The sequence below is a fragment of the Cereibacter sp. Soil_C_27 genome, assembly GCF_057657095.1.
On the sequence record NZ_JBDGJD010000006.1, the window covers coordinates 167342 to 193211 of the forward strand.

30 protein-coding genes, 1 tRNA gene and 1 pseudogene are annotated in these 25870 nt (G+C 68.6%); 9 read left to right on the plus strand and 23 right to left on the minus strand.

The window, feature by feature from the left end:
• Positions 1-660, minus strand: coding sequence for a peroxiredoxin (locus AC3A5Z_RS20360; protein ID WP_487521122.1), 660 nt, complete (start codon positions 658-660; stop codon positions 1-3).
• A 230-nt stretch (positions 661-890) separates the two neighbouring features.
• Here AC3A5Z_RS20360 and AC3A5Z_RS20365 point away from each other — a divergent pair, with 230 nt between their 5' ends.
• Complete coding sequence (locus AC3A5Z_RS20365; protein WP_487521123.1) at positions 891-2348, plus strand: aldehyde dehydrogenase family protein; 1458 nt, start codon at positions 891-893, stop codon at positions 2346-2348.
• Positions 2349-2742: 394 nt separating this feature from the next.
• On the opposite strand, the gene AC3A5Z_RS20370 is transcribed toward AC3A5Z_RS20365, so the two are convergent.
• On the minus strand, positions 2743-3402 hold the full coding sequence (locus AC3A5Z_RS20370; protein ID WP_487521124.1) for an RluA family pseudouridine synthase: 660 nt from the start codon (positions 3400-3402) through the stop codon (positions 2743-2745).
• Positions 3402-4295, minus strand: a complete 894-nt coding sequence (locus AC3A5Z_RS20375; protein ID WP_487521125.1) for a homocysteine S-methyltransferase family protein — start codon at positions 4293-4295, stop codon at positions 3402-3404. The genes AC3A5Z_RS20370 and AC3A5Z_RS20375 overlap by 1 nt, the downstream gene beginning before the upstream one ends.
• Before the next feature lie 115 nt (positions 4296-4410).
• Between AC3A5Z_RS20375 and AC3A5Z_RS20380 the strand changes: the two genes are divergently transcribed.
• Entirely contained in the window at positions 4411-4674 is a 264-nt protein-coding gene (locus tag AC3A5Z_RS20380) for a hypothetical protein (RefSeq protein ID WP_487521126.1), read from the plus strand.
• On the opposite strand, the gene AC3A5Z_RS20385 is transcribed toward AC3A5Z_RS20380, so the two are convergent.
• Positions 4671-5435 (minus strand): GFA family protein, encoded by a 765-nt coding sequence (locus AC3A5Z_RS20385; RefSeq protein ID WP_487521127.1) that lies wholly within the window; start codon positions 5433-5435, stop codon positions 4671-4673. The two genes, AC3A5Z_RS20380 and AC3A5Z_RS20385, sit on opposite strands and share 4 nt — an antisense overlap.
• Positions 5435-5887: a GAF domain-containing protein gene (locus AC3A5Z_RS20390; RefSeq protein WP_487521128.1), complete on the minus strand. Its 453-nt coding sequence runs from the start codon at positions 5885-5887 to the stop codon at positions 5435-5437. The genes AC3A5Z_RS20385 and AC3A5Z_RS20390 overlap by 1 nt, the downstream gene beginning before the upstream one ends.
• A 123-nt stretch (positions 5888-6010) precedes the next feature.
• On the opposite strand from AC3A5Z_RS20390, the gene AC3A5Z_RS20395 reads away from it, so the two are divergent.
• The 3 genes and pseudogenes from AC3A5Z_RS20395 (at position 6011) to AC3A5Z_RS20405 (ending at position 8552) form a co-directional block, all read left to right on the plus strand.
• Complete coding sequence (locus tag AC3A5Z_RS20395) at positions 6011-6343, plus strand: STAS domain-containing protein (protein WP_487521129.1); 333 nt, start codon at positions 6011-6013, stop codon at positions 6341-6343.
• A pseudogene (locus AC3A5Z_RS20400) lies at positions 6333-6740 on the plus strand (ATP-binding protein); the annotation flags it as partial. The gene AC3A5Z_RS20395 and the pseudogene AC3A5Z_RS20400, both read left to right, overlap by 11 nt.
• Before the next feature lie 234 nt (positions 6741-6974).
• Positions 6975-8552: a gamma-glutamyltransferase family protein gene (locus AC3A5Z_RS20405; protein ID WP_487521182.1), complete on the plus strand. Its 1578-nt coding sequence runs from the start codon at positions 6975-6977 to the stop codon at positions 8550-8552.
• A 7-nt stretch (positions 8553-8559) separates the two neighbouring features.
• Here the strand turns inward: AC3A5Z_RS20405 and AC3A5Z_RS20410 are convergent, their stop codons facing one another.
• The 14 genes from AC3A5Z_RS20410 to AC3A5Z_RS20475 form a co-directional block, all read right to left on the minus strand.
• Positions 8560-10068, minus strand: a complete 1509-nt coding sequence (locus AC3A5Z_RS20410) for a malonate--CoA ligase (protein ID WP_487521130.1) — start codon at positions 10066-10068, stop codon at positions 8560-8562.
• A gap of 81 nt (positions 10069-10149) precedes the next feature.
• Entirely contained in the window at positions 10150-10956 is an 807-nt protein-coding gene (locus tag AC3A5Z_RS20415) for a division plane positioning ATPase MipZ (protein WP_487521131.1), read from the minus strand.
• A 147-nt stretch (positions 10957-11103) separates the two neighbouring features.
• Positions 11104-11325: a 50S ribosomal protein L31 gene (gene rpmE / locus AC3A5Z_RS20420; protein WP_487521132.1), complete on the minus strand. Its 222-nt coding sequence runs from the start codon at positions 11323-11325 to the stop codon at positions 11104-11106.
• An 11-nt stretch (positions 11326-11336) separates the two neighbouring features.
• Entirely contained in the window at positions 11337-11720 is a 384-nt protein-coding gene (gene rplS, locus AC3A5Z_RS20425; protein WP_136790829.1) for a 50S ribosomal protein L19, read from the minus strand.
• A 48-nt stretch (positions 11721-11768) separates the two neighbouring features.
• Positions 11769-12602, minus strand: coding sequence for a tRNA (guanosine(37)-N1)-methyltransferase TrmD (gene trmD, locus AC3A5Z_RS20430; protein ID WP_487521133.1), 834 nt, complete (start codon positions 12600-12602; stop codon positions 11769-11771).
• A 40-nt stretch (positions 12603-12642) separates the two neighbouring features.
• Positions 12643-13218: a hypothetical protein gene (locus AC3A5Z_RS20435; protein ID WP_487521134.1), complete on the minus strand. Its 576-nt coding sequence runs from the start codon at positions 13216-13218 to the stop codon at positions 12643-12645.
• An 87-nt stretch (positions 13219-13305) separates the two neighbouring features.
• Positions 13306-13815: a ribosome maturation factor RimM gene (rimM, locus tag AC3A5Z_RS20440; RefSeq protein WP_487521135.1), complete on the minus strand. Its 510-nt coding sequence runs from the start codon at positions 13813-13815 to the stop codon at positions 13306-13308.
• A 70-nt stretch (positions 13816-13885) separates the two neighbouring features.
• Positions 13886-14239, minus strand: a complete 354-nt coding sequence (rpsP, locus tag AC3A5Z_RS20445) for a 30S ribosomal protein S16 (RefSeq protein WP_107662112.1) — start codon at positions 14237-14239, stop codon at positions 13886-13888.
• Between the two features lie 40 nt (positions 14240-14279).
• Positions 14280-14576: a chorismate mutase gene (locus AC3A5Z_RS20450; RefSeq protein ID WP_487521136.1), complete on the minus strand. Its 297-nt coding sequence runs from the start codon at positions 14574-14576 to the stop codon at positions 14280-14282.
• Between the two features lie 82 nt (positions 14577-14658).
• Positions 14659-15219, minus strand: a complete 561-nt coding sequence (locus tag AC3A5Z_RS20455; RefSeq protein WP_487521183.1) for a GNAT family N-acetyltransferase — start codon at positions 15217-15219, stop codon at positions 14659-14661.
• Positions 15219-15749: a GNAT family N-acetyltransferase gene (locus AC3A5Z_RS20460; RefSeq protein WP_487521137.1), complete on the minus strand. Its 531-nt coding sequence runs from the start codon at positions 15747-15749 to the stop codon at positions 15219-15221. The genes AC3A5Z_RS20455 and AC3A5Z_RS20460 overlap by 1 nt, the downstream gene beginning before the upstream one ends.
• Positions 15746-16363 (minus strand): GNAT family N-acetyltransferase, encoded by a 618-nt coding sequence (locus AC3A5Z_RS20465; protein ID WP_487521138.1) that lies wholly within the window; start codon positions 16361-16363, stop codon positions 15746-15748. Before AC3A5Z_RS20465 ends, AC3A5Z_RS20460 begins: the two co-directional genes overlap by 4 nt.
• Positions 16360-17871: a signal recognition particle protein gene (gene ffh, locus AC3A5Z_RS20470; protein WP_107662107.1), complete on the minus strand. Its 1512-nt coding sequence runs from the start codon at positions 17869-17871 to the stop codon at positions 16360-16362. The genes AC3A5Z_RS20465 and ffh overlap by 4 nt, the downstream gene beginning before the upstream one ends.
• 237 nt (positions 17872-18108) lie before the next feature.
• Positions 18109-18621, minus strand: a complete 513-nt coding sequence (locus AC3A5Z_RS20475) for a hypothetical protein (protein WP_487521139.1) — start codon at positions 18619-18621, stop codon at positions 18109-18111.
• Positions 18622-18855: 234 nt separating this feature from the next.
• Between AC3A5Z_RS20475 and AC3A5Z_RS20480 the strand changes: the two genes are divergently transcribed.
• A complete protein-coding gene (locus AC3A5Z_RS20480) occupies positions 18856-19779 on the plus strand; it encodes a LysR family transcriptional regulator (protein ID WP_487521140.1) in 924 nt (307 codons plus the stop codon).
• Here the strand turns inward: AC3A5Z_RS20480 and AC3A5Z_RS20485 are convergent.
• Together AC3A5Z_RS20485 and AC3A5Z_RS20490 are read right to left on the minus strand one after the other, a co-directional pair.
• Complete coding sequence (locus AC3A5Z_RS20485; RefSeq protein WP_487521141.1) at positions 19743-21044, minus strand: ATP-binding protein; 1302 nt, start codon at positions 21042-21044, stop codon at positions 19743-19745. The genes AC3A5Z_RS20480 and AC3A5Z_RS20485 overlap by 37 nt on opposite strands.
• Positions 21041-21700 carry a response regulator gene (locus AC3A5Z_RS20490; RefSeq protein ID WP_487521142.1) on the minus strand — a complete coding sequence of 220 codons (660 nt, stop codon included), beginning with the start codon at positions 21698-21700 and terminating at the stop codon, positions 21041-21043. Before AC3A5Z_RS20490 ends, AC3A5Z_RS20485 begins: the two co-directional genes overlap by 4 nt.
• Before the next feature lie 150 nt (positions 21701-21850).
• Between AC3A5Z_RS20490 and AC3A5Z_RS20495 the strand changes: the two genes are divergently transcribed.
• Positions 21851-23494, plus strand: a complete 1644-nt coding sequence (locus AC3A5Z_RS20495; protein WP_487521143.1) for a phosphoethanolamine transferase — start codon at positions 21851-21853, stop codon at positions 23492-23494.
• Positions 23491-23859 carry a diacylglycerol kinase gene (locus tag AC3A5Z_RS20500; protein ID WP_487521144.1) on the plus strand — a complete coding sequence of 123 codons (369 nt, stop codon included), beginning with the start codon at positions 23491-23493 and terminating at the stop codon, positions 23857-23859. The genes AC3A5Z_RS20495 and AC3A5Z_RS20500 overlap by 4 nt, the downstream gene beginning before the upstream one ends.
• A 30-nt stretch (positions 23860-23889) precedes the next feature.
• Here the strand turns inward: AC3A5Z_RS20500 and bla are convergent, their stop codons facing one another.
• Positions 23890-24744: a class A beta-lactamase gene (gene bla, locus AC3A5Z_RS20505; RefSeq protein WP_487521184.1), complete on the minus strand. Its 855-nt coding sequence runs from the start codon at positions 24742-24744 to the stop codon at positions 23890-23892.
• A gap of 103 nt (positions 24745-24847) precedes the next feature.
• Here bla and AC3A5Z_RS20510 point away from each other — a divergent pair, with 103 nt between their 5' ends.
• Entirely contained in the window at positions 24848-25717 is an 870-nt protein-coding gene (locus AC3A5Z_RS20510) for a LysR family transcriptional regulator (RefSeq protein WP_487521145.1), read from the plus strand.
• A 57-nt stretch (positions 25718-25774) separates the two neighbouring features.
• On the opposite strand, the gene AC3A5Z_RS20515 is transcribed toward AC3A5Z_RS20510, so the two are convergent.
• A tRNA-Arg gene (locus AC3A5Z_RS20515) sits at positions 25775-25851 on the minus strand.
• Positions 25852-25870: the final 19 nt, after the last annotated feature.

Sequence of the window (25870 nt, forward strand, 5' to 3'; positions counted from 1 at the left end):
TTAGGCCGTTTTCGGCTGCTTGGCAAACCGCAGGTAGGGCAGCTTGATGTCCAGATCGCCGAAGCGCGCCCGGGCGTCTTCGTCGTTCACCGTCAGCGCCACGATCACGTCCTGCCCCGGCACCCAGTTGGCGGGGGTCGCGATCGGCACGCCGTCGGTGGCCTGCACCGCATCGAGCGCACGCAGGATCTCGGCGAAGTTGCGCCCTACCGACATCGGGTAGGAGATCGTCAGCCGCACCTTCTTGTCCGGCCCGATCAGATAAACCGTGCGCACCGTCGCGGTATGGGCGGGCGTGCGGCCATCGGGCAGATAGGCCTCGGCGGGCAGCATGTCATAGGCCTTGGCCACGGCGAGCGAGGTGTCGTCGATGATCGGGAAATCCGCCGGGGCGCCGCCGAAGCTCTCGATGTCGCGCTTCCACTTCTGGTGCTCGTCCACCGTATCGACCGAAACGCCGATCACCTTGGTGTTGCGCTTGGCAAACTCGCCGGCAAGCTGGGCGACCGCGCCGAACTCGGTGGTGCAGACCGGGGTGAAATCCTTGGGATGCGAGAAGATCAGGGCATAGCTCTCGCCGATCCACTCGTGGAAGCGGATCGTCCCCGCCGTCGACTCGGCGGTGAAATCGGGGGCAATGTCGTTGATGCGAATGGACATGGGTCTGGCTCCGTCTCTGGCGAGGGTTGCCCCGTGACCTGTGCAGCCAGCCCTTTCCCCGCGCTGCGGCAGATCGAGGACGGCGGCGGCACCTGTCGCAGGATTGGCGCGATATAAAGCAGATATTCCGCCCTCCCGCAAATCCCGCGTCCCGGACACGGCATTTTGCACCGCCGCTTCCCTTGCCCCCGTGCACCGCGGGTGTCACCTTGGGCCAAACGGAGGTTCCCATGATCGAGAAACGCGACTTCTACATCGACGGCCGCTGGGTCGCTCCCGCCGCCCCGCGCGACTGCGCCGTAATCGACCCCTCCACCGAGGAGGCCTGCGCCACCATCAGCCTCGGCGACCGCGCCGACACCGATGCCGCCGTCGCCGCCGCCAAGGCGGCCTTCCCCGGCTGGGCCGCGACGCCCCCCGCCGAACGGCTCGCCTATGTCGAGGCGATCCTCGCGCAATACGAGGCACGCAAGGAAGAGATGGCGAAGGCCATCAGCCTCGAGATGGGCGCCCCCATCGACATGGCGCGCGACAGCCAGGCCCCCTGCCTGCCTTGGCACCTCACCAACTTCATCACCGCCTTCAAGGAGATGCAGTTCATCCGCCCGCTCGGCCCCCATGCGCCGAACGACCGGATCGCGCTGGAGCCGATCGGCGTCGTCGGCCTCATCACCCCGTGGAACTGGCCGATGAACCAGGTCACGCTGAAGGTGATCCCGGCGCTGCTCGCCGGCTGCACCTGCGTGCTGAAACCGTCGGAGGAATCGCCGCTCTCCTCGCTGCTCTTCGCCGAATTCGTGCATGACGCGGGGCTGCCGCCCGGCGTCTTCAACCTCGTGAACGGCGATGGCGCGGGCGTCGGCTCGCAGCTTTCCTCGCACCCGGATGTCGAGATGATCTCCTTCACCGGCTCCACCCGCGCCGGTCGGGCGATCTCGCTTGCCGCCGCCGAGACGATGAAGCGCGTGACGCTGGAGCTGGGCGGCAAGGGTGCCAACCTGATCTTCGCCGATGCCGACGAAAAGGCGGTGGAGCGCGGCGCGAAGCATTGCTTCAACAACTCGGGCCAAAGCTGCAACGCCCCGACCCGGATGCTGGTCGAGCGCAGCTACTACGATCAGGCGGTGGAGATCGCCCGCGAGGTGGCCGAGAACACCAAGGTGGGCTCGGCGCATGAGCCCGGCGGCCATATCGGCCCGGTGGTGAACCAGCGGCAATACGACCAGATCCAGGCGATGATCCAGAAGGGCATCGACGAGGGTGCGCGTCTGGTCGCCGGCGGTCTCGGCCGCCCCGACGGGCTCAACCGCGGCTTCTACGTCCGTCCCACGGTCTTTGCCGATGTGGTGCCCGGCATGAGCATCGAGCGCGAGGAGATCTTCGGCCCGGTGCTGTCGATCATCCCCTTCGACACCGAGGAAGACGCGGTGCGGATCGCCAATGACACGATCTACGGCCTGACCAACTACGTCCAGTCACAGGACGGCGCCCGCCGCAACCGCCTCGCCCGTCAGCTCCGCTCGGGCATGGTCGAGATGAACGGCAAATCCCGCGGCGCCGGCGCTCCCTTCGGCGGGGTGAAATCCTCGGGTCGCGCCCGCGAGGGCGGTCATTGGGGTCTCGAGGAATTCCTCGAGGTCAAGGCGATCTCCGGCTGGGACTCCGACGCCGACTGGGCGGCGGAGTGACCCGCCTCGCCGTCATCGCCGATGTGCACCGCACTGCCGATGCGCTGCTGGCGATGACGGCGGACATGACCACGCAGTCGCCGATCAGGTGGTGAACCTCGGCGATTGCCTCTCCGCCCGCTTGTGGCAGGGCGCACCGCCGATCTGCTGATGGCCGAGGGCTGGCCCACCTTGCGCGGCGACGCTGTCTGGTGACGCCGCCCGACCCCATCTTCCCATTGGGAGGCCGAGTTCCTGCCGACCCTCACCCCGGCGCAGCGTGGCGGGCTGGCCGCGCGGTCGCCATGGCCGAGACGCGGAACAGCCCGAACGGGGCCAGCGCCCTGTCCGGGGGCCGGCTCTGACGATCTACACGGGCTGTGCATCGCCCGTGCATCGGTTGTGCATCACCGATTCAGAACGGACAGGGCGCCGAGAAGGTCGCGCTCTTGCCGGTCTCCGGGTGTCGGAAGCGCAGGCTCTCGGCATGCAGCATCAGCCGCGGAAACGCCCGCGCCGGCCCCTCGGCATAGAGCGGATCGCCGAGGATCGGATGACCGAGCGACTGCATATGGACGCGCAGCTGATGGCTCCGCCCGGTCTGCGGCATCAGCCGCACCCTTGTTTCCTTGGCCAGATACTTGACCACCCGCCAGTCGGTGACGGCCGGGCGCCCGGTCTCGTGGTTCACATGCTGCCTTGGCCGGTTGGGCCAATCCACCGTCAGGGGCAGGTCCACCCGCCCCTCGCGCGGCTCAAGAAGTCCAGCAATTCGCGCCACATAGATCTTCTTGGTCTGCCGCTTCTCGAACTGCTGCCCCAGACTGCCCTGCGCTGATTTGGTTAACGCGAACACCATGACACCCGAGGTATCCCGGTCCAGCCGATGCACCAGCAGGATCTCGGGAAAGACCCCACGCAGTCGCTCGATCAGGCAGTCGGCCTTGTCCTCGCCCTTTCCCGGCACCGAGAGCAGCCCCGCAGGCTTGTCCACCACCACGACCTGCGAATCGTGGTGCAACAGGCTCAGCGGCACATCGGGCGGGTTGTAGATGTCGAGCGATTCCAAAGGCATCACACGATCTCATGCCCCGCGGCCCGCAAGGCTTCGGCCAAAGCGCGGATATGCGCCGGCCCCACCTCGCAGCAGCCGCCGACAAGCGTCGCGCCCTCTTTCACCCAGCCCATCGCGAAGGTTGCGTAGCGTTCCGGCGTCAGGTCGTGGCGGCTTTCCAGCACGGCGACGGTCGGGGCGTCGGCCTTGAAGCTGTCGGAAATATGCGTGAATCCATTGGCATAGGCACCGAAGGGCACGCTGAAGGCCTTCACCTCCGACAGCGCCGCGGCCATCGCCTCGGGGACCGAGCAGTTCACCAGCACCGCCGCCGGCTTCAGCTCCGCCACCAGCGGACCCAGATCGGCCACCGGCTCGCCCGAGCGCAGCCGCGTGCCGTCGGCATCGTCCACCGTCACCGACAGCCAGACCGGCTTGCCCGCCGTCAGCGCCCCGCGCAGGGCACCTTCCGCCTGCTGCACCGAGGCCATGGTCTCGCAGAGGAAGACATCGACATCCGGTGCCAGCAGCGCGGCAATCTCGGCATATCTGGTAGCGGCCTCGGCCACCGGCGGGCAGGTCTCGGGCCGGTAGGAGGCAACGAGCGGCCCCAGCGACCCGGCAATCCGGCCCGAACCATGTGCCGCCCGCGCCTCTACCGCCTGCGACAGCGCCTTGGCATGCAGCGGCTGGAACAGGTGGTCGAGGCCGAAGCGCTCCAGCCGGTCGTGATGGATGGCATAGGTGTTGGTGGTAGCCACCGTCGCTCCGGCAGCGAAATAGTCGGCATGGATCGCCCGCACCACGTCGGGATGGTCGAGCATGACCTGCGTCGCCCAGAGCGGCGTCGGCGCGTCGCCGGTCCGCGCCAGCAACTCCTGCCCCATGCCCCCGTCGAGAAGCGTGATCCGCATGCCTTGTCCCTTCGTGCAGCCCATCCGCCACAGTCGCGGCGCGGCCCGGAAAGATCAACCCCGGGAACATTCCCCCCGCCCTGCCCATTGATCCCGGCAGAACAGGAGACCCGCCATGACCTCATCCCTCACCACCCGCGACCACAAGACGATCCGCAGCTGGGCCGAAGCCCGCGACGGCCACCCGGCCAAGGTCGAAACCAAGGGTAAGGGCGGCATCCTGAGGATCGACTTCGGCGAGCCGGAGGACAGCCTGACCAGGATCGAGTGGGAAGAGTTCTTCGACATCTTCGACCAGAACGACCTCGATTTCCTCTATCAGGACAAGACCGCCGACGGCGGCACCAGCCGGTTCAACAAGTTCGTCTCGCGCGATTAACCACCGGGCGACTGCGGCAGCCCGTCGTCGAGCGGGTCGTAGTCGCCCTTCTCCGCCACGAAGATGTGGCGGGCCAGCCGCCCGCCGGTGGGTCCGTCGATCACCCCCGCCTCGATGGAAAACGCCCCGTCCGCCGCGCGGAACCACAGGCTGGCGCCGCAAGTCGCGCAGAAGCCGCGAGTGCCGCCGCCCGCCGTGCGATGCTCGGCCACCGTCTCCCGCCCCTGCCATGTGAGGCTGGCCTCCTCGGCATCGAAGGAGGCCGCGGCATGGCCGCTGGTCTTGCGGCAGGTGTGGCAATGGCAGGCGGTGATGTCGCCCGCGGGGCCCGGCAGGCTGAACCGCGCGGCCCCGCAGAGACAGGAGCCGTGCAGCTCCGTCGGGCTCTCGCCCGGCGGGGGTGGCGGGCCTTCGGGGCTGTAGTAGTCGCCCGCATCCTCGGTGAAGATATGCGCCTCGATCGCGAGCCCCGTCGCCCCCTCCAGCGCCGCGGGGGTGAAGCTGATCCGCGCCTCGCCCTCGGGCTGCCAGAACAGGCTGGCGCCGCAATGCCGGCAGAAGCCGCGCTGCGCCGCGGGCGAGGAGCGATACCAGCTCAGCCCCTCGTCCTGGATCAGCCGGAAGCGGTCATGCGGCACCGAGCTCGCCGCCCAGATATGGCCCGAAACCTTGCGGCATTGCGTGCAGTGACAGACGGTCACCGGGCGAAGCGGCGGCTGCGCCTCGAAGACCACGGCCCCGCAGGCGCAGCTGCCGCGCATCAGGCGGCGTCGCGGAACAGCCGGGCGAGGATCGCCTCCAGCCGGTCGGCATCGGTCTGGGTGAAGGCGTCGGGGGTGTTGCTGTCGAGATCAAGCACGCCCAGAAGCCGCCCTTCCCCGTTCCGGACCGGCAGCACGATCTCGGAGCGGGTGGTGGAGGAGCAGGCGATATGATCGCTGAACGCCTCCACATCCGGCACGATCAGCGTCTTGCCGCTGCGCGCCGCTGCCCCGCAGACCCCGCGCGCGAAGGGGATGACGAGGCAGCCATGCCCGCCCTGATAGGGGCCGATCTTCAGAAGCTCCGGCGCCGTCACCCGATAGAAGCCGGTCCAGTCCGACAGCGGATGCGCGTGATGCAGCTCGCAGGCCACCGTGGCCATCAGCGCGACCGTATCGGTCTCGCCATGGCAGAGGGCGTCGAGGCTGGCGTCGAGGGCATCGTAATCCATGGGCGATCCTTGTTGCATCGGCTGGCGCGACAGTAATCGCCCCGGCGGAAAAGCGGAAGCCGCTTACCGGATGCTAACCCCTGACGCCTAGGCTCGGGCGAGACAGGCAGAAGGACAGCCGGAATGGTCGAGGCGGAAGAGCGGAGCGATGGGCAACTGGTGCGCGTTCGGGTCGACAGGATCGACGCGGCGGGGGCGATCCAGTTCAAGGACCGGATGCGCGAGGTCGCCTGCGGCCCGGGACGGCGGGTGATCCTCGACATGTCGGGGGTAAGCTTTCTCGACAGCAGCGGGCTCGGCGCGATCGTCGCGGTGATGAAGCTGCTCGCGCCCGAAAAGCGGCTGGAGCTGGCGGGGCTTACCCCCAATGTGCAGAAGGTGTTCCGCCTGACGCGAATGGACGGCGTGTTCACCATCCACCCGTCCGTCCCGGACGACCTCCAAGATGCTCCCTGAGCCGGAGGATCGACAGGCGACCCGGCTCGTCTTCGACAGCGACCCTCTCGCCGTGCGCGAGGCGCTGCGGCGGCTCGCCGCCTGCCCGCCGCTCTGCCTGCTCGGCGACGACATGCGCGGCACTGCCGAGATCGTTCTGGCCGAGGCGCTGAACAACGTGGTGGAACATGCCTATGCCGGCGGTCGCGGCAAGATCGAGCTCTGGCTCCGCCTGCTGCCCGGCGCGCTGGAGTGCAAAATTGCGGATCGCGGCCTGCCGCTTCCCGGCGACCGGCTGCCCGACGGGGCGCTGCGCCGCCTCGCCGGAGAGGATCTGCCGGAGGGCGGCTTTGGCTGGCACATGATTCGCGCGCTGGCCACCGACCTCGGCTACGCCCGGATCGACGGAGTGAATCACCTCCGTTTCCGGCTGAGCACGGTACAATCCGCGCGCTCGGCACCTCGGTCCGAAACCAGCCCGATTTCCGCTGTGAAGCCGCCGCAACGCCAATGCAGGATGCCCGGGCAGCTCTCGCAGCTCCCCTCGGCACCGCGATGCGACACCCCCACCCGGATCGCGATGCCGAGGCGCGGGCCCTTGGAAATCCCCGCGCCCGCTTCTAGGCTCCTGCGGCACCACAGGGGAGAGAAGATGCGCGATTTCCAGATGCCCGGCCGCTCGGCGGTCTTTGCCAGCAACGGGATGGCAGCCACCTCGCATCCGCTGGCGTCGAAGGTGATGATCGACACGCTCGAGGCGGGCGGCAATGCGGCGGATGCGGCGATTGCCGGCGCGGTGCTGCTGGGGATCTGCGAACCGCAGATGACCGGCATCGGCGGCGACTGTTTCGTGCTGCTAAAACCCGCGGGGGAAGAGCGGATCGTGGCGCTGAACGGTTCGGGACGCGCGCCTGCCGGGCTCTCCGCCGAGGCGATGCGGGCCAAGGGCATGGCGGTGCTGCCGCTGCGTGGCATCGAATCGGTGACGGTGCCGGGGGCGATGGATGCCTTCTGCCGCCTCTCCTCCGACTGGGGCCGGCTGGGGATGGCGCGCGCGCTGGCGCCGGCGATCCGCTATGCTGAAGAAGGCGTGCCGGTGGCGCCGCGCACCGCCCACGACTGGGCCGAGGCGCAGGGCGATCTGCACGGCGCGGCGCGGCAGCATTTCCTGCTGGACGGCCGCGCCCCGGTCACCGGGCAGATGTTCCGCGCCCCCGGTCAGGCCGAGGTGCTGCGAAGGGTCGCGGCGCAGGGCCGGGTCGGCTTCTACGAGGGCGAGGTGGCCGAGGACATGGTGAGCTCGCTCCGCGCGCTGGGGGGCAGCCATACGCTGGAGGATTTTGCCAACACCGCCTGCGATTACGTCGATCCGGTCTCGGGCCCCTACAAGGGCATCGAGCTGGTCGAGCATCCGCCGAACGGTCAGGGCGCGACGGCGATCCTGATGCTGAACATCCTGTCGCATTTCGATCTGGCCTCGCTCGACCCGTTCGGCGCCGCCCGTGCGCATCTGGAGGCCGAGGCGGCAAAGCTCGCCTATGACGCGCGCAACCGCTTCCTCGCCGATGCCGACCACACCAAGCGGCTCGACCACATGCTATCGCCCGAGACGGCCGAAAAGCTGGCCGCGCTGATCGACCCGAAGCGGGCGATGCCCGCAGCAGCCCCCTTGAGCGAGGCGGTGCATCGCGACACGGTCTATCTGACCGTGGTCGACCGGGACCGGATGGCGGTCTCGCTGATCTATTCAGTGTTCTGGGCTTTCGGCGCGGGGCTTGCCTCGTCGAAATTCGGCATCGGCTTCCAGAACCGCGGCGCGGGCTTCACCCTCGAGGCGGGGCATCCGAACGAGGCGGCGGGCGGCAAGCGGCCGATGCACACGATCATCCCGGGCATGCTGCGCAAGGACGGGCGGCTGATCATGCCCTTCGGCGTGATGGGCGGGGCCTATCAGCCTGCGGGCCATGCGCGGATGGTGACCAACATGGTCGACTTCGGCCTGCACCCGCAGGCCGCCATCGACGCCCCGCGCTGCTTTGCGGCAACGGAGGGCATGAAGGTCGAGAACGGCTATTCCGAGGCGGTGAAGGCCGAGCTTGCCGAGATGGGCCACAAGGTTATCCCGCCGGAAGAGCCGATCGGCGGGGCGCAGGCGATCCTCATCGGTGAGGACGGGCTGCTGCAGGGCGCCTCCGACCCGCGCAAGGACGGCTGCGCCCTGGGCTACTGAACCGGGGTCAGCGCGAGAACCAGCCCGCGTGATCGGCGCGGAGCTGGGCCTTCTGCACCTTGCCCATGGTATTGCGCGGCAGCTCCGCCAGCACAACCGCCGCCTTCGGCTGCTTGTAGCGCGCCAGCCGGTCGGCGATCGAGGCCAGCACCGCCTCGGCGTCCAGCGTGACGCCGGGGCGCGGCACCAGCACGGCAAAGACCGCCTCGCCGAAATCCGGATGCGGCAGGCCGACGACGGCGCTTTCCAGCACCCCCGGCGCCTCGTCCAAGAGCAGCTCCACCTCCTTGGGATAGACGTTGAAGCCGCCCGAGATCACCAGATCCTTCTGCCGACCGACGATCTGCACATAGCCCTCGGCATCGCGCATCCCCAGATCGCCGGTGATGAACCAGCCGTCCGGGCGCAGCTCCTCGGCGGTCTTCTCGGGCATCTGCCAGTAGCCGCCGAAGACATTGGGCCCGCGCACCTCGATCACCCCCACCGCGCCCGGCGCGACCTCGGCACCCTCGGCCATGATCCGCAGCTCCACCCCCGGCAGCGGGAAGCCCACGGTCCCCGCCCGGCGCTCGCCGTCATGCGGGTTGGAGGTGTTCATGTTGGTCTCGGTCATGCCGTAGCGCTCGAGGATGCGGTGGCCGGTGCGCTCCTCGAAGGCCAGATGGGTCTCGGCCAAGAGCGGGGCCGAGCCGGAGATGAAGAGCCGCATGCCCTGCGTCAACTCGCGGGTGAAGCGCGGATCGTCGAGCAGCCGGGTGTAGAAGGTCGGCACCCCCATCATCGTGGTGGCCTGCGGCAGGAGGCGCAGCACGGCGCCGAGATCGAAGCTCGGCAGGAAGATCATCGCGCCGCCGGTCAAGAGCAGCGTGTTGCAGGCGACGAAGAGCCCGTGGGTGTGGAAGATCGGCAGCGCGTGGAGGAGCACGTCGGCTTCGGTGAAGCGCCAGAGATCGGCCAGGACGGCGGCGTTGGACAGGAGGTTCGCATGGCTCAGCATCGCCCCCTTGGAACGGCCGGTGGTGCCCGAGGTGTAGAGCAGCGCCGCCAGATCCTCCGGCGCGCGATCGGCGGCGGTGATCGCCTCCGGCTGGCCCTCCGCCAGATCGCTCAGCTCGCCCGAGCCGTCGGCGTTCAGCACCATCAGCCGCGCGCCGTGGGCTGCGGCGACCGGGGCCAGAGCCTCGGCCTTCGTCCCGTCGCAGAGGAAGATCCGCGGCGTGGCATTGCCAAGGAAATAGTCGATCTCGCCCGCGGTATAGGCCGTGTTCAGCGGCAGGAAGACCGCCCCCAGCGCCACCGAGGCGCCATAGACCGCCAGCGCCTCGGGGCTCTTACCGACCTGCACCGCGATCCGGTCGCCCGGCGCCACCCCCGCCGCGCGCAGCGCATGGGCCTGCCGCGCCACGAGGCGCAGGAAGGCGTCGCCGCTGAGGCGGCTGCCGTCGGGCAGGATCAGAAGGTCGGAAGTGCGGCCCTCGAGCGGGGCGAAAAGGGCGTCGTAGAGCGGGTTTGGCATGTCTGGTCTCCTCCGGACCAGTCATGCACGGCGAGCGCGGGCGGCTCAACCCGTCAGAGGGCGGCCGTCAGAGGTTCGGCGTCAGAAGTTCGGCGTCACCCCGGGCAGGCGCAGCTCGGTCAGCAGGTCGCGCACCTCCTGCCGGGCGGCGATGTTCGAGAGGTTCAGCGATTCCACCCCGGTGTCCTTGAGGTCGAGCAGGGTCAGCCCGCGCGGGAAGAGCTCGCGGAAGATCACCCGCTCGGAAAAGCCGGGGGCGACGCGGAAGCCGATGCGGCGCGACAGATCCTGCAGCGCCGCGCCGACCTTCTTCTTGTTGTGCATCTGCTGGGCGCCCAGACGGTTGCGCAGCACGATCCAGTCGATCGGCTTCAGCCCGGCCTGCGCGCGCAGCTGGCGGGCGTTCCAGACCATCTCGGCATAGATCGAGGGGCCCTTCACCTTGCCGGTCTCGGGGTCGATCCGCGCGAGCAGGTCGAAATCGACGAAACTGTCGTTCAGCGGCGTCACCAGCGTGTCGGCAAGCGAATGCGCCACCTGGCTCAGCCTCGTATGCGAGCCGGGACAGTCGATCATGATGAAATCCGACACTGGCTCCAGCTCGGCCACGGCGGCCGAGATCCGCGCGTCATAGCTGTTCTCGCCGGGGGCGAGATCGGCGGCGGGTTCGGGCAGTTCGCGGTAATCGGGCGTCGGCAGGGCAAGGCCGGAACGGGCGAGGAAGGCGCTGCGGTTCTCGATGTAGCGGCCGAAGCTGCGCTGGCGCAGGTCGAGATCCAGCGCGCCGACCCGGAAGCCGAGCCGGGCGAGCGCGGTCGCCACATGCATGCAGGTGGTGGACTTGCCGGAGCCGCCCTTTTCGTTCCCCACAACGATGATATGCGCCACGATCACTCTCCTGCAGTCAGCCTGCGAGCTAACGGAGGGCGGCAGGCCGCGCAAGGGGGCCACACGTCGCGCGGGCGCGACCGACGCAGCCCTGCAACGCAAAAGGGCGCGCCGATGGCACGCCCTTCGCAGATCGGATCGCGGGTCTCAGAAACCGAGGCCGGCGTATTTGTTCTTGAACTTCGACACGCGGCCGCCGGTGTCCATCAGACGCGCCGAGCCGCCGGTCCAGGCCGGGTGGGCAAGCGGGTCGATTTCCAGCGCCATCTGATCGCCGGACTTGCCCCAGGTCGAACGGACCTGGAACACGGAACCGTCGGTCATCTTCACGTCGATCATGTGGTAATCGGGGTGGATGTCTTTTCTCATCGGTCCGCTCCTTACGCGCTGGCGCTGTCTTTGGCTTTGTAGTTGGTATCCTCGGAAATCCGGGCGGATTTGCCGCGACGGGTGCGGAGGTAGTAAAGCTTGGCGCGACGGACGCGGCCACGACGGACGACCTCGATGTTGTCGATGTTGGTCGAATAGAGCGGGAACACGCGCTCCACGCCTTCGCCGAACGAGATCTTGCGCACGGTGAACGAGGCCGAGATGGTCGCGCCGCCCTTGCGACCGATCACGACGCCTTCGTAGTTCTGCACGCGCGAACGGGTGCCCTCGGTCACCTTGTAGCCGACGCGCACGGTGTCGCCGGCCTTGAAATCCGGGATGGTCTTGCCGAGTGCAGCAATCTGCTCGGCTTCGAGTTGGGCGATCAGGTTCATGCCTGGTCCTTTCAAAAGCTCAGGGTTTTTCCCTGACGTGATGCCGCCTCAGAGCTCTCGGTCTTCATTCGGGTCCCTACCGTGCTTGGCACAGTAAGCCCGCCAGAGGTCAGGCCTGCGTTCCTTGGTCAGCCTTTCGGCCATGGCCTTGCGCCAGTGGGCGATCTTCGCGTGATGGCCGGACTGAAGAATCTCCGGTATCGCGCGGCCCTGCCAGACGGTCGGCTTCGTGAACTGCGGAAATTCAAGAAGTCCCTCCGAAAAGGATTCCTCTTCGGTGGACACATGATTCCCGAGCACGCGGGGTATAAGCCGCACCGTCGCGTCAATCAAGGCCTGAGCCGCGATCTCACCCCCGGTGAGAACGAAATCTCCCAGTGAAACTTCCTCGATGCCGTAGTGGTCGATCACCCGCTGGTCGACCCCCTCGAACCGGCCGCAGAGCAGGGTGATGCCGTCGGCCTCTGACCAACGCTGCGCCATGGCCTGGGTGAAGGGTCTGCCACGCGGCGAGAGGTAGATCACCGGCCAGCGCGCCCGGTCGGGCGTGTCCTCGGCGGCCTGATCCAGCGCCCGGGACACCACATCGGCACGCAGCACCATGCCGGCGCCGCCGCCCGCTGGCGTGTCGTCGACATTGCGGTGCTTGCCCTCGCCGAAGGGGCGCAGGTCGATGGTTTCCAGCGCCCAGAGCCCGAACTCCAGCGCCTTGCCGGTCAGCGACAGGTCGAGCGTGCCGGGGAAGGCCTCGGGGAAGAGCGTGATGACCCGGGCCTTCCACGCGCCCTTGACCTCGGGCGCGGCCATCAGGTCGCGGGGTTTCAGCGAGGCCCGGATCGACAGGCGGCCATGCGATTTGGAGGGGGCGGGTTCTTCGGTCATGGCCGCTTTTAGCCGGGAACGGCGGCGGGGGAAATGGGCCTCAGGCCGGCTGCGGCGCGATCCGCCGCGCCAGAACTTGCTGCAGCGACGCCTGCTCCTCGGCGGGCAGCCGCCGCAGATGGTCGCGCAGCACGGCATCGGGCGTGTCGGGCGGGAGCGAGAGGAGGCGCGTCGCCAGCGCCTCCACCTCGGCACGGTTCAACGCGGCCAAGGCGCGGTGCTCGGCGGGCGAGGAGGCGAGCCGGTGCAGGGCCGCATCGAGCAGCGGGTCGGCGCCGCTGCGGCTGCGGATCAGCCTGGAGAGCGGGATGGCGAGAAAGGAGACCGCGAGGGGCAAAAGTGTGGGCAGATCCGGCCGCAGCGCCGTCACCCCGCCGAGGCCGCGACCGATGGCGAAACAGGCGCAAACCAGCAGCACCTGCCCGACGATCCAACTTGCCAGCCGCACGCGGCTCTCGCCGGACCAGGCGTCGGGGCGCAGGATCATCAGCCAGAGCAGGAAGAGCGCGATAAAGACTGACGCCTCGGCCCGGCCGTGGCCGGCGAGCCCGGCCAGCAGCGGGCCGAGGTAGAGCAACGCGGTGGCGGCGGTCATCAGGCGGTAGCGCAGTGGCATGGCATCCCCGTTCAGCGGTCGGAAGAGTGCTGCAGGCGTGGCAAGCAATCTTGTTGAAAGCGTGGCCGGGCGGGCGCTTTTCGACGGCTAATCAAGGCCCTCGGGCAGATCGGCGATGACGCGGCCTGCTGTCAGATCGACCGTCGGCACGATGGCGCGGGTGAAGGGGATCAGCAGCGGCTCCTTCATCGGGGGGCCGCTGACCTCCAGCAGATCGGTGGCGCCGTGGTTGTGCACTGCGGCCACCTTGCCGATCAGCGCCCCGCCGGTGTCGCGCACCTCGAGGCCAATGAGATCAGCATGATAAAATTCATCGTCGCCCAGCGAGGGCAGCTTTTCCCGGCTGACGTAGAGGCTCGTGCCTTTCAGCGCGTCGGCCTGCTCCTTGGTGGTGACGCCGGAGAGCCGTGCGCCGATGCCGTTGGCGACCGGGCGGGTCAGCGAGACCTTGAAGCTCTGCGCGCCGTTCTCGGTGAAGAGCGGGCCGTAGGAGGCGATGGCTTCGGGGTCGGCGCAGAAGGATTTCAACCGCACCTCGCCCTTGACGCCGAAGGACCCGGCGATGGCGCCGACGCAGATCAGCTCAGGGTTGGACATGGGTCATCCTGCGGGGAAAGAAGGGTGGCCGCGACAGGGCGGCCACCCGCAAGAGTTTGGGGAAGAAAGATTATTCTTCAGCCGGCGCTTCGGCGCGGGCGGCTTTCTTCTTGGCCAGCTCGGCCATGCGCTTGCCCGGGACGGCCGCCTTGGGGTTGTTGCGGACGGTCTTCGCCATCAGGCCGGCGGCCTCGAGGAAGCGGGCGACGCGGTCGGTCGGCTGGGCGCCCTGCGAGAGCCAGTGCTTGACGCGCTCGACGTCCATCTTGATGCGCTCTTCGCTGTCCTTGGCGAGCAGCGGGTTGTAGGTGCCCAGCTTCTCGAGGAAGCGGCCATCGCGCGGCATCCGGCTGTCGGAGGCGACGATGGCGTAGTGCGGGCGCTTCTTGGAGCCGCCGCGGGCGAGACGGATTTTCATCGACATGGGTATTCTCCTGTTTGTCGTGGGACCGGGCAAGACCCGGTTATTGCTTGAGCTTTTCGTGATGCCTGATGACTTCGGAGATGATGAAGGTCAGGAATTTCTTGGCGAATTCGGGATCGAGATCCGCCTCTTTCGACAGCCACTCCAGCCGCTCGATCTGGCGCTCCTCGCGGGCGGGATCGGAGGGAGGGAGATCGTGTTCGGCCTTCAGGCGCCCCACCGCCTGCGTCTGCTTGAAGCGTTCGGCAAGGGTGTAGACGAGGATCGCGTCGAGCCGGTCGATGCTGTCACGGTGGTCCCGCAACAATTCCTGCGCGCGCGCGGTGGCGTCGGTCATGCGGACCTCCGGATGGGATTTTGGCCATGCACATCCGATGCACGGACGATGCACAGGTGATGCAGATCACTGGTTACGACACTCATGCGCGACCCCCCGTCGGGGTGTGGCGAAAGACGAGGCTGCCGTCGCGCGGGGCCGCGTCGGCGACGGCTCCGAGACGGGCGGCGACACGGCGCGAGCCGAGGTTGTCGGGCGCGACGTAGCTGACCAAGGCGGGCAGGCGCAGCCGCGCGAAGCCGTGGTCGCGCGCGGCGGCGGCCGCCTCGGTCGCATAGCCCTGCCCTTCGGCGGTGGCGCGGAACAGGTAGCCGAGTTCCGGCTCGGCATCGCCCGGCTCGAAGCCGATCAGCACGAAGCCGACCGTTTCGCCTCCCTCGAGCTCTTCCACCGTCCAGACGCCGTGGCCGCGCAAGAGCCAGGTGGCGACCATGCGGCAGAAGTCATCCCAAGCCTCGATCTCGGTCATCGGGCCGCCGATGCCGAAGGCGCGGGCCGAGGTGGCAATCTCGGCGTAGACGGAGAAATCCTCGAGCCGCGGGGCGCGCAGGCGCAGACGTTCGGTGGCAAGCTCGGGCAGTTCGCCGCCGAGACGGGCGGCCTGCATCGCGGCGGCAGAGGTGAGCGGCGCTGTCCAGGGCATCACGGGCGCACCTCGGCGGCGCCGTGGCGGTAGACGAGGCAGGTGGCCCCGGCGGGGCGGGGCGCCTCGGGCTCGGCCACGGCGCCCAGCCGTTCGGCAAGGGCGATGGAGCGCAGGTTGGCCGGGTCGATGTAGCTGACGGCAGTCTTCCAGCCAAGCTTCTGGAAGGCATATCGGCGCGCGACCTCGGCAGCCTCGAAGGCGAGGCCCTTGCCCTCGTGATCGCTGCCGAACATCGACCAGCCGAGTTCCGGCTCGGGCCAGCCCTCGGGGAACCACGGGCCGGTCATGCCGATGGCCGTGTCGCTGCCGCGCAGAGTGATGAAGAACATGCCGTAGCCGCGCAGCACCCAATGGCCGACCGCATGGCCGAAGGAACGCCAGGCGAGCTCGCGGGTCAGCGGGCCGCCGACCATGGCGGCGCGGTCACTGGTGAGGAAGGCGGCATAGGCCTCCCAGTCGCGCGAGGCGGGCATGCGCAGGGTCAGACGCTCGGTGGTGAGGGCGGGGGTGCCGGAAACGGTGATCATGCGTAGGCCTCCATGCCGCCATCCTCGACCGCCGGGTGACGGTAGAGATGCAACGGGCCGTCCTCGTCGGAGATCACGCTTTCCAGCTGCGCCCCCATCCGCAGGGCCAACGCGATGGAGCGGGCATTCTCGGGGGCGATCATGCAGGCCAGCGGGCCCATGCCCCAGACGGTGCCGGCGTAGTCGCGTGCGGCCAGCGCCGCCTCATGGGCGTAGCCGAGACCCTCGTGGCCCTCGTAGATGTGCCAGCCAAGCTCGGGCTCTTCGCTCCGGTCGTGACGGATCACCCCGACGCGCCCGACCAGCGCCCCGGCCCTGGTCTCGACCGACCAGAGGCCGTAGCCGCGCAGCGCCCAGTGGCCGATGGTGGAGAGCAGGCTGCGCCAGCAGCCGCGCCGGTTCAGCGGGCCGCCGACATAGCGGCTGCTCTCGCTGCGGAAGGCGCGCTCCATCACCTCGAGATCGCTCTCGCGCGGCTCGCGCAGGATCAGCCGGGGGGTGGTGACGGTGGGGATGGCGAAGGCCAGCCCGCCCTGCCCCGCCCGCGCAGGCGCGACCGTCCCGGCAAGCGGGCTGGTGGCATCGGCGGAGAGGGAGAGCGGCGACTGGGTCATTTCTTCTTGCCGAAGCCCCCAAGGCCGGAGAGGCCCGGCGGCAGTTTCATGCCGCCGCCCATGCCGGGAAAGCCGCCCATGCCGGCGGGCATCTTGCCCTTCATCGCGGAGGCCGCGGCGGCAAGTTCGTCGGGCGAGAGCTGCGACGGGTCGGGCATGCCGCCGCCCTTGCCCATCATCTGCTTGAGCGCATTCTTCATCATGCCGCCCTTGCCCATCTTCTTCATCATGTCGGCCATCTGCCGGTGCTGCTTCAGAAGCTTGTTCAGCTCCGACACTTCCATCCCGGCGCCGGCGGCGATGCGCTTCTTGCGGCTGGCCTGCAGGAGGTCGGGGTTCGACCGCTCCTTCTTGGTCATCGAGTTGATGAGGGCGATCTGGCGGCGCAGCATCTTGTCGTCGAAGCCCGCGTCGGCAGCGGCCTTCTGCATCTTGCCCATGCCGGGCAGCATGCCCATGACGCCCTGCATCCCGCCCATCTTCAGCATCTGGTCGAGCTGGCCCTTCAGGTCGTTCATGTTGAAGAGGCCCTTCTGGAACCGCTTCATCATCCGCTCGGCCTGTTCGGCCTCGAAGGTCTCCTGCGCCTTTTCCACCAGGGCGACGATGTCACCCATGCCGAGGATGCGGCCCGCGACGCGCTCCGGCTCGAAAGCCTCGAGCGCATCCATCTTCTCGCCCAGACCGACGAAGCGGATCGGCTTGCCGGTGACGGCGCGCATCGAGAGCGCGGCGCCGCCGCGGCCGTCGCCGTCCATCCGGGTGAGCACGACGCCGGTGATGCCGACCTTGCCGTCGAATTCGGTGGCGACGTTCACCGCGTCCTGACCCGTCAGGCCATCGACCACCAGCAGCGTCTCGCGCGGCTGGGCGATGTCGCGCACCGCCTGAACCTCGTCCATCAGCACTTCGTCGATGTGCAGGCGGCCCGCGGTATCGAGCATCAGCACGTCATAGCCGCCCATCGCGGCCTGCGTCTTGGCGCGTTTGGCGATCTGCACCGCCGTCTCGCCCTTGACGATCGGCAGGCTGTCGACGCCGATCTGCAGGCCGAGGATCGCCAGCTGCTCCATCGCGGCGGGGCGGTTTGTGTCGAGGGAGGCCAGGAGCACGCGCTTGCCCTGCTTTTCATGCAGACGCTTGGCGAGCTTGGCGGTGGTGGTGGTTTTCCCGGAGCCCTGCAGACCGACCATCAGCATCGTGGCGGGCGGGTTGTCGATCTTGAGCGCGTCGGCGGGGCCCTCGCCGCGCAGCACGCTGACGAGTTCGTCATGCACGATCTTGACGACCTGCTGGCCCGGGGTCACCGATTTGGTGACACCCTGCCCGGTCGCCTTGTCCTGCACCGCCTTCACGAAGTCGCGGGCCACCCCGAGCGAGACGTCGGCCTCGAGCAGCGCCACGCGGACCTCGCGCAGCGCGGTGGCCACATCGGCGTCGGTCAGCGCGCCCTGCTTGGTCAGGCGGTCGAAGACGCCGCCAAGACGTTCCGAAAGATTCTCGAACATGCCCGTCTCCTTCGACCTGTTGCACCCTGCCCCGATGTAGACCGGGACCGCTCAAACGACAACGTCACCCATGGGCGCAACGCGCTGATGGGTGGCGATCCCGTGTATTCTCGGGACCGGAGCCTGTAACGGATCTCCGGAATGTCTGGGCGCTTACGCCTCTCGGGCGCGAGAGTCAAGGTTCGGAGGGTCAGGTGTGGGCGCGCGCGGCAAGCGGCGCGCGCCCGGGAACGACCGTCAGTCGTTCAGGTCCTGCACGCGGGCGGTGAGTTCGGCCAGCGTGTAGTCGTCGGGGTTCAGGCCAAGGGCTGCCGCGAGTTGCAACTTGCCCGCGTTGGTCGCGTCATCCGCCCCATTGGCCCGATTTTCGCCCGAGAGGATGTAGGCGGCGCGGGCCGGCTCGTCCGAGCGGCGGGCGGCGGCGAGCTGCGACAGCTCGGCGGGCGAGAAGCGACCCGGCTCGACGCCGAGGCCGGCTTCGAGCTGACGGTAGGCGGGCGAGGTGGTGTCGGCGGTCAGCGTGGCGCGCGTGGTCTGGGTGCGGGCCTGCGACAGGATGAACTGGGTGCGTTCGACATTGTTGCTGTCGATGGCGTCCTGCAGCGAGATCAGCTGCGACACCGTGAAGTCAGCCGCGTTCACGCCAGCCTGCGCGGCCAGTTGCTCGATGCCCGGATTGACATCTTGAGCCTGTGCCGCGCCGGTGGCGGCCACGAGAACGAGAGCGGCGGTGACTGTCTTGATGGACATGATCGTATCCTTAAATCCGGGGTCCGGCCTTGCGGCGAACCCCAAGCGTTTCATCGTTACGGCACACTCCCGCCTGCGGGAGCTGTCGAAGGAGCGGGGTGGCTTTTTCGGCCTTCCCCTGCTCCTGAAGCCAAGCTAGGCCTTTGCGCATCGGGGTTGTATTCTCGAGATTGAGCCGTAAACTGTTCACCAGCGCACAACACATCGAAGCGATTTACCCGTGAGGAACTCGCGATGACCTTCGAGAACTGGGACGAGATCCGCACCGCCTTTCAGGTCGCGCGGCTGGGCACTGTCTCCGGCGCGGCCGAGGTGCTGGGGGTGCATCATGCCACCGTGATCCGCCACATCGATGCGCTGGAGCGGCGGCTGGGGGCGAAGCTGTTCCAGCGCCACGCGCGGGGCTATACCCCGACCGAGGCGGGGCGCGATCTGCTGCTGGTGGCGCAGACCACGGAGGAGCAGTTCAGCCAGCTGTCGAGCCGGATCAAGGGACAGGGCGAATCCGTCTCGGGGGAGTTGGTCATCACCTCATTGGCGGGGCTGTCGACGCTGGTGACGCCGGTGCTTGCTTCGTTCCAAGAGCGTTATCCGGGGCTGGTGGTGCGGTTTCTCACCGACATGCGGGTGTTCCGGCTGGACTATGGCGAGGCGCATGTGGCGATCCGCGCCGGGGCCGCGCCCGAGGAGCCGGACAATGTGGTGCAGCCGCTGGTCCAGATCCGCAACGGGCTCTATGCCGCGCGCAGCTATGTCGAGCGGCACGGCCTGCCGGAGAGCCCGGCGGATTACCCGTCGCATCGCTTCGTCGGCGCCGATACGCCGCGCGCGCCGTTCCACCGCTGGCTGCGCGATCAGGTGCCGCCCGAGGCGATGGTCTACCGCGCCTCGGAGGTGAGCGTGATGGAGGATGCGGTGCGGCAGGGCATCGGCATCGGCTTCCTGCCCGCCTTCGGCGCGACGGAGGACCCCGATCTGGTCGAGGTGATGCCCGCGCTGCCGAACTGGGACACGATGCTGTGGCTCGTGACCCATGTCGACCTGCACCGGACGCTGAAAGTGCAGAGTTTCCTGCAGCATCTGAAGGAGGCGGCGAAGCACTGGACCGGCTGCGTGACCGGTCACGGAATCAGCGCGGCCTCGAACCCGCCGCGCTGACCGGGCGCCGGGGAGGACAGGCGGAGCTGCATCCCCGCGCCCTGGGCGATGCTGCTGGCGATGGCGAGACCGAGGCCAGACCCCTTGGCCCGGCTGCCTGCCCTCTCGAACCGGGTGGTGAGACGGGCGAGCGTGTCGGGCGGCACCACGGGCCCGGCATTGCCAACGCGCAGCGCCCCGGCTTCGGAAAGGGTGACGCTGACCGGGGCGGCAGGGTCGCCATGGGTCAGCGCATTCTCGATCAGGTTGCGGGCGAGGATGGCGAAGGCATCGGCATCAAGCCGCGACGGCGCCTCGGCGGGCAGCACCAGATCGAGGCGGGCGGGGTCGAAATCTTCCGCCACCATGACGAGGATCGGCACCAGATCCTGCGGGGTCTCCGACAGGATGCCGCCACCCTCGGCACGCGAAAGCTGCAGCAGTTTTTCCGCCAGACGCGCCAGCCGGTGCAGTTCGGCCTCCACCGTCTGCGCCCGATCGCGCAGCGGGCCTTCGGGCGCCTCGGAGATCAGCCGCTGCGCATGGGCGAGGCTGGCCGCGACCGGGGTGCGCAGCTCGTGGGCGGCATTGGCGGTGAAGCTGCGCTCGGCCTCCAGCGTGCGCCTGAGCCGCGCCATCAGCCGGTTCACCGCATCGCGGATCGGCACCAGCTCGGCCTGCAGGCCGGGGGTGACCAAGGGCGAGAGGTCGGAGGCGTCGCGGCCCTGCACCTCGGAAGAGAGTGCCTTGACCGGGCGCAGGCTGCGCCGGGTGAGCCAGGCGATGAAAAGCAGGCTGAACGGCAGGAGCAGCAGGAGCGGCAGCAGGAGCGCCCAGAGCGTCTCGACGATGGCTTCGCGGCGGTTGGCGAGCGGTTCGGCCACCTCGATCATGTAGCTGCCGGAGACGGCGGTGCTGGCATAGATCCGGTGGCTGGCAGTGGTGCGGAAGCCGAGGACCGGGGTGCCGGCGAAGGTCTCGAGTTCGGCATCGTGGGAATAGAGCACGATCGCCCCGTCGGGGCCGCGCAGGACGTAGCTGAGGTATTCCCGGTGCGAGCCGACCCGCGTCATCCGCCGCGCCGCGACCGCCTCGACCGTGTTCAGGTCGTCGACCACGGCCAGCGGCAGGATGCGCTCGGCCGTTTCCTGAAGGGCGCTGTCGAAGACCTCGTCCATCTCCTCGCTCATGATGCTGCCGCCGACCGCCATCGCCAGCAGCCAGACCAGCGTCAGTCCGAGCGACAGGCCCAGCGCCAGATCGCGCCGCAGGCTGCGCGGCTTCATCTGGCGGCCAGGCGGTAGCCCAGACCGCGCAGGGTCTGGATGCAGTCATGGCCGAGCTTCTTGCGCAGGCGGCTGACGTAGACCTCGATGGTGTTGCTCTCGACCTCGGCATCGAAGGAATAGAGCCGCTCCTCGAGCTGGCTTTTCGAGACGATCATGTTGGGCCGCTGCAACAGCGCCTCGAAGATCACCCATTCGCGCTGGCTGAGGTCGATGCCGCCCTGCGGGCCGGTGATGGCGCGGCTGGAGAGATCGACCGTCAGATCGCCCAGCACCACCTGCGGATTGGGATTGCCGGAATAACGCCGCGCCACGGCGCCGATGCGGGCCGAAAGCTCGGCCAGATCGAAGGGCTTCACCAGATAGTCGTCGGCCCCGGCGTTCAGCCCCTCGATCCGGTCGGTGATGCGGTCGCGCGCGGTGAGGATGATGACGGGGGTGGTGGCGCCCTTGGCGCGGAAGCTGCGCAGGAAGGACATGCCGGTGCCGTCGGGCAGCATGAGGTCGAGCAGGATCAGGCTGTAGCTGACCGTGTCGACGCAGGCGCGGGCGTCGGCCAGCGTCTCGACCCAGTCGGGGGTGTGGCCCTCGGCGCGGATCTGGTCGCGCACGGCGGGGCCGAGGCCCTGATCGTCTTCCACCAGCAGGATACGCATCGCTTCCCCTCTTCCGGCCCGTGTCGGCGGGCCCTCTCTGCATGCGGGGGGCGGGGCCTTCCGTCAAGCGCCGGCGCGGCGGGCCAAGTTCAGCATGAAGTCAGCTTGACGGCCTAGCAGGACGAAAAAATCACCCGAGGCAGGCCGCGCATGACCCACACCCTCCTTTCCCGCCCCGATGCCGTGCCGATGCCGGCGCGGGCGGGGCTCTCGCCCACGACGCTGAACCTTGCGGTGGCAGCCTTCATCATGGCGGCGGACAACCGCACCTTCTGGAGCCGCGGGGTGGCGATCTTCGACGAGAGCTCGCTGTCGCTTGTGCTGTTCGGCGGCGCGGTCTGGGCGATGACGCTGTTCCTGCTGACGCTGTTCGGCTTCCGCTGGCTGCAGAAGCCGGTGGCGGTCTTTGCGCTGATGCTCTCGGCGGTGACCTCGTATTTCATGGACACGCTGGGGGTGATGATCGACCGCGACATGATCCAGAACGCGGTGACGACGACGGTGGCTGAATCGAAGCACCTGCTGACCCCGGATTTCCTGCTGCATGTGCTGCTCTTCGGCGTGCTCCCCTCGGTGCTGGTGCTGGCGGTGCGGCTGCGGCCGAGCGGGTTCTGGCGCAATGCGCTCGGCTGGGCGGGGATGACGCTTGCCTCCTTCGCGCTCTTCGCCGGGCTGCTCGCGGTGGATTTCAAGACGGTTTCGGCCGTGCTGCGCGAACGCAAGGAGCTGATCGGCAGCTACCAGCCCGGCGCGCCTTTGGGCGGCGCGGTGCGCTATGCCAAGATGATGCTGAAGAGCCAGACGGTGAGCCTCGCTCCGCTGGGCACGGATGCGGTGAAGGGGCCCTTGTTGCGCGCGGCGGGCAAGCCGGTGCTGACGGTGCTGGTGGTGGGCGAGACGGCGCGGGCGCAGAACTTCGGGCTGAACGGCTACGCCCGTGACACGACGCCGGAGCTGCGGGCGCGCGGGGTGGTGAATTTCTCGGACATGACGAGCTGCGGCACGGCCACGGCGGTATCGATGCCCTGCATGTTCTCGGCCTTGGGGCGGAAGGGCTATTCCTACGAGAAGGGCATCGGCAACGAGAATCTGCTCGACGTGCTGCACCATGCCGGGGTGAAGGTCAGGTGGTTGGACAACAACACCGGCGACAAGGGCATCGCGGCGCGGGTCGGGTCGGCGGCGGTGCGCGATCTGGTGCAGGCGTGCGCCGGGGAATGCACCGACGAGGTGTTTCTCGACCTCCTCCGGCAGGAGATGGCGGCGATGACCGAGGATACCGTGCTGGTGCTGCTCCAGATCGGCAGCCACGGCCCGGCCTATCACCTGCGCTACCCCGAGGCGCGCGAGGTCTTCACCCCGGCTTGCCATTCGGCGGAGTTCGCCCGCTGCACCGATGCGGAGATCGTCAACGCCTATGACAACAGCATCCGCTACACCGATCACGTGCTGGCCGAGACGATCGACCTTCTGGCGGCAGAGGACCGGGTGATCCCGACGCTGCTCTATGTCTCGGACCACGGCGAGTCCCTGGGCGAGGACGGGCTGTACCTGCATGGCGCACCCTATTTCATGGCGCCCGAGACGCAGACACGGGTGCCGATGGTGCTCTGGCTGTCCGATGCCTATCGCGCGGCCTTCGGAACGGATGTGTCCTGCCTGCAGGCGGCGGCGGCGGGGCCGGTGAGCCATGACAACCTGTTCGCCTCGGTGCTGGGGCTGATGGATATCGAGACGAGCGCCAAGGGCGCGGGCGCCGATCTGGTCTCCGCTTGCCGGAGCCCCGCAGCATGAGCGGCGCGCGTCCGAACCGGATCACCGGGCCGAAGCATCTGCTGGCGGCGGGCAGCTATTCGCTGGGCGGGCTGCGTCGGCTCTGGGCCGAGACCGCCTTCCGGCACGAGGTGCTGGGCGGCGGGCTGGCGCTGGGGTTGCTTGTCGGGGTGGAGGCCACGCCGCTGCAGCTTCTGGGCTTTGGCCTGCTGTTCCTGCTGCTGATCGAGGTGGAGGCGCTGAACACCGCGGTGGAGGAGATCGTCGATCACCTGTCGCCGGGTTGGAGCACGATGGCGCGCAATGCCAAGGATCTGGGGTCGCTGGCTGTGCTCTGCGTGCTCTTGGCAAACGGGCTCTATCTGGCGGTGACCGTGCTGGGGTAAGGGGGCCGGAGATCCCGGCCCCCTGCCCGGTCAGCGGCCGACCCACTCCGCCACCAGCCGCGCCACCTCGGCATGCACCGCATTGGCGCTGTCGGTGCTGGCGGGGGATTCGGCGATATAGACCGCCATCAGGATCGGCGCGCGCCCGGGCGGGTAGAGGACCGCCACATCGGCAAAGACCCCGGTGCCCGAGGTGCCGGTCTTGTCGCCCACTTGCCAGTCGGCGGGCAGCCCCGCGCGAATGCGGTCATCACCGGTCTGGTTGGCCAGCATCCAGTCCGCGAGCTGCTGCCGCGACGGATCGGAGAGCGCGTCGCCCAGAAGGAGCTGGCGCAGCGTCTCGGCCATCGCCCGGGGGGTGGTGGTGTCGCGCGGATCGCCGGGTGTGGCCTCGTTCAGACCGGGTTCGGGTCGGTCGAGCCGGGTGGTCTCGTCGCCGATGCCGCGCAGGAAGCCGGTCAGCCCCGCCGGACCGCCCAGCGTCTCGAGCAGCAGGTTCGCCGCGACATTGTCGCTGAGCGTGATCGTCGCCTCGCAGAGCTCGGCCACCGTCAGCGCGCCGCCGACGTGTTTCTCGACCGTGGGCGCATAGGGGATGAGGTCGTCGGCGCTGATCGGGATGGCGCGGTCGAGCTGCTCTGCCCCCGCATCCACCCGGGCCAGCACCGCCCCGCAGAGCGGAGCCTTGAAGCTGCTGGCCATGGCGAAGCGCTCGTCGCCGCGCCAGAACGAGCTTTCGCCGGTCTCGGTGTCAAGCACCGCCACGCCGAGCCGCCCGCCGCTCTGCGCTTCCAGCGCCTGATAAGCGCTGTCGGGGATGGGGTCTGCCTGCGCCGCAGACAGCAGAAAGGGGGCGGTCAGCGCCGCCAGAAAGATCTGTCGCATCATTTGCCTGTCATGATTTTTTCCGATGCCGGGAGAGATAAACCGCTTCCGGAAGCGCCACAAACGGCGAATACTGAGGCAGAGCATTAGAAAAACCGATGACATGGACAGACCGCAGCTTCCCCTCAACGCCCTGCGCGCCTTCGAGGCTTCGGCCCGGCAAGGCAGTTTCACCCGCGCCGCGATCGAGCTTTGCGTGACGCAGGCGGCGATCAGCCAGCATGTGAAGGGGCTGGAAGACCGGCTGGGGGTGACGCTGTTCCGACGCACCTCGCGCGGGCTGGCGCTGACCGAGGAAGGCGCGGCACTGCTGCCGGTGGTCACCCGGTCGTTCGACGGGATCAGCGAGGTGCTGGACCGCTTTCTCGACGGGCGGTTCCGCGCGGTGGTGACGCTGGGGGCGGTGACGACCTTTGCCCTCGGCTGGCTGCTGCCGCGCCTGCCCGGCTTTCGCGCGGTGCATCCCGAGATCGACCTGCGGCTGTCGACGAACCACAACCGGGTCGATCTGGCGGGCGAAGGCCTCGATCTGGCAATCCGCTTCGGCGAGGGCGACTGGCGCTGGGAAGAGTGCCTGCCGCTGGTGGAGGCGCCGCTGACGCCGCTCTGCGATGCGGCCACGGCGGCGCGGCTGGGCGCACCCGCCGATCTGCTGCGCGAGCCGCTGCTGCGCTCGTTCCGGGCGCAGGAATGGGACCGCTGGTTTGCCACCGAGGGGTTGGAGGCGCCGAAGCTGACCGGGCCGCAGTTCGATTCGTCGCCCGCGCTGGCGATGGCGGCGGCCGCAGGCATGGGCGTCGCGCTGCTGCCCGCGCGGATGTTCGCACGGGATCTGGCGGAGGGGCGGCTGACCCGCCCCTTCGCAGCGGAGGTGCAGGCAGGGGCCTATTGGCTGTGCCGCCTGAAGTCGCGCGAGACGACCCCGGCGATGCTGGCGGTGCAACGCTGGCTGCTGGCGGAAGCTGTCGACTAGGCCGGAAATCGGCGCAGGGGGCGCAATTTCGGCGTCTGTAGCAAGGAAGAGGAGAAGTGGTGCACCCGGAGCGATTCGAACGCCCGGCCCTCAGATTCGTAGTCTGATGCTCTATCCAGCTGAGCTACGGGTGCAGTGGGGGCGATTTAGCGG

Coding starts and splice junctions, on each gene's coding strand:
- AC3A5Z_RS20360 (WP_487521122.1), bottom strand. CDS start 660: ATGTCCATTCGCATCAACGACATTGCCCCCGATTTCACCGCCGAGTCG.
- AC3A5Z_RS20365 (WP_487521123.1), top strand. CDS start 891: ATGATCGAGAAACGCGACTTCTACATCGACGGCCGCTGGGTCGCTCCC.
- AC3A5Z_RS20370 (WP_487521124.1), bottom strand. CDS start 3,402: ATGCCTTTGGAATCGCTCGACATCTACAACCCGCCCGATGTGCCGCTG.
- AC3A5Z_RS20375 (WP_487521125.1), bottom strand. CDS start 4,295: ATGCGGATCACGCTTCTCGACGGGGGCATGGGGCAGGAGTTGCTGGCG.
- AC3A5Z_RS20380 (WP_487521126.1), top strand. CDS start 4,411: ATGACCTCATCCCTCACCACCCGCGACCACAAGACGATCCGCAGCTGG.
- AC3A5Z_RS20385 (WP_487521127.1), bottom strand. CDS start 5,435: ATGCGCGGCAGCTGCGCCTGCGGGGCCGTGGTCTTCGAGGCGCAGCCG.
- AC3A5Z_RS20390 (WP_487521128.1), bottom strand. CDS start 5,887: ATGGATTACGATGCCCTCGACGCCAGCCTCGACGCCCTCTGCCATGGC.
- AC3A5Z_RS20395 (WP_487521129.1), top strand. CDS start 6,011: ATGGTCGAGGCGGAAGAGCGGAGCGATGGGCAACTGGTGCGCGTTCGG.
- AC3A5Z_RS20405 (WP_487521182.1), top strand. CDS start 6,975: ATGCGCGATTTCCAGATGCCCGGCCGCTCGGCGGTCTTTGCCAGCAAC.
- AC3A5Z_RS20410 (WP_487521130.1), bottom strand. CDS start 10,068: ATGCCAAACCCGCTCTACGACGCCCTTTTCGCCCCGCTCGAGGGCCGC.
- rpmE (WP_487521132.1), bottom strand. CDS start 11,325: ATGAGAAAAGACATCCACCCCGATTACCACATGATCGACGTGAAGATG.
- rplS (WP_136790829.1), bottom strand. CDS start 11,720: ATGAACCTGATCGCCCAACTCGAAGCCGAGCAGATTGCTGCACTCGGC.
- trmD (WP_487521133.1), bottom strand. CDS start 12,602: ATGACCGAAGAACCCGCCCCCTCCAAATCGCATGGCCGCCTGTCGATC.
- AC3A5Z_RS20435 (WP_487521134.1), bottom strand. CDS start 13,218: ATGCCACTGCGCTACCGCCTGATGACCGCCGCCACCGCGTTGCTCTAC.
- rimM (WP_487521135.1), bottom strand. CDS start 13,815: ATGTCCAACCCTGAGCTGATCTGCGTCGGCGCCATCGCCGGGTCCTTC.
- rpsP (WP_107662112.1), bottom strand. CDS start 14,239: ATGTCGATGAAAATCCGTCTCGCCCGCGGCGGCTCCAAGAAGCGCCCG.
- AC3A5Z_RS20450 (WP_487521136.1), bottom strand. CDS start 14,576: ATGACCGACGCCACCGCGCGCGCGCAGGAATTGTTGCGGGACCACCGT.
- AC3A5Z_RS20455 (WP_487521183.1), bottom strand. CDS start 15,219: ATGCCCTGGACAGCGCCGCTCACCTCTGCCGCCGCGATGCAGGCCGCC.
- AC3A5Z_RS20460 (WP_487521137.1), bottom strand. CDS start 15,749: ATGATCACCGTTTCCGGCACCCCCGCCCTCACCACCGAGCGTCTGACC.
- AC3A5Z_RS20465 (WP_487521138.1), bottom strand. CDS start 16,363: ATGACCCAGTCGCCGCTCTCCCTCTCCGCCGATGCCACCAGCCCGCTT.
- ffh (WP_107662107.1), bottom strand. CDS start 17,871: ATGTTCGAGAATCTTTCGGAACGTCTTGGCGGCGTCTTCGACCGCCTG.
- AC3A5Z_RS20475 (WP_487521139.1), bottom strand. CDS start 18,621: ATGTCCATCAAGACAGTCACCGCCGCTCTCGTTCTCGTGGCCGCCACC.
- AC3A5Z_RS20480 (WP_487521140.1), top strand. CDS start 18,856: ATGACCTTCGAGAACTGGGACGAGATCCGCACCGCCTTTCAGGTCGCG.
- AC3A5Z_RS20485 (WP_487521141.1), bottom strand. CDS start 21,044: ATGAAGCCGCGCAGCCTGCGGCGCGATCTGGCGCTGGGCCTGTCGCTC.
- AC3A5Z_RS20490 (WP_487521142.1), bottom strand. CDS start 21,700: ATGCGTATCCTGCTGGTGGAAGACGATCAGGGCCTCGGCCCCGCCGTG.
- AC3A5Z_RS20495 (WP_487521143.1), top strand. CDS start 21,851: ATGACCCACACCCTCCTTTCCCGCCCCGATGCCGTGCCGATGCCGGCG.
- AC3A5Z_RS20500 (WP_487521144.1), top strand. CDS start 23,491: ATGAGCGGCGCGCGTCCGAACCGGATCACCGGGCCGAAGCATCTGCTG.
- bla (WP_487521184.1), bottom strand. CDS start 24,744: ATGCGACAGATCTTTCTGGCGGCGCTGACCGCCCCCTTTCTGCTGTCT.
- AC3A5Z_RS20510 (WP_487521145.1), top strand. CDS start 24,848: ATGGACAGACCGCAGCTTCCCCTCAACGCCCTGCGCGCCTTCGAGGCT.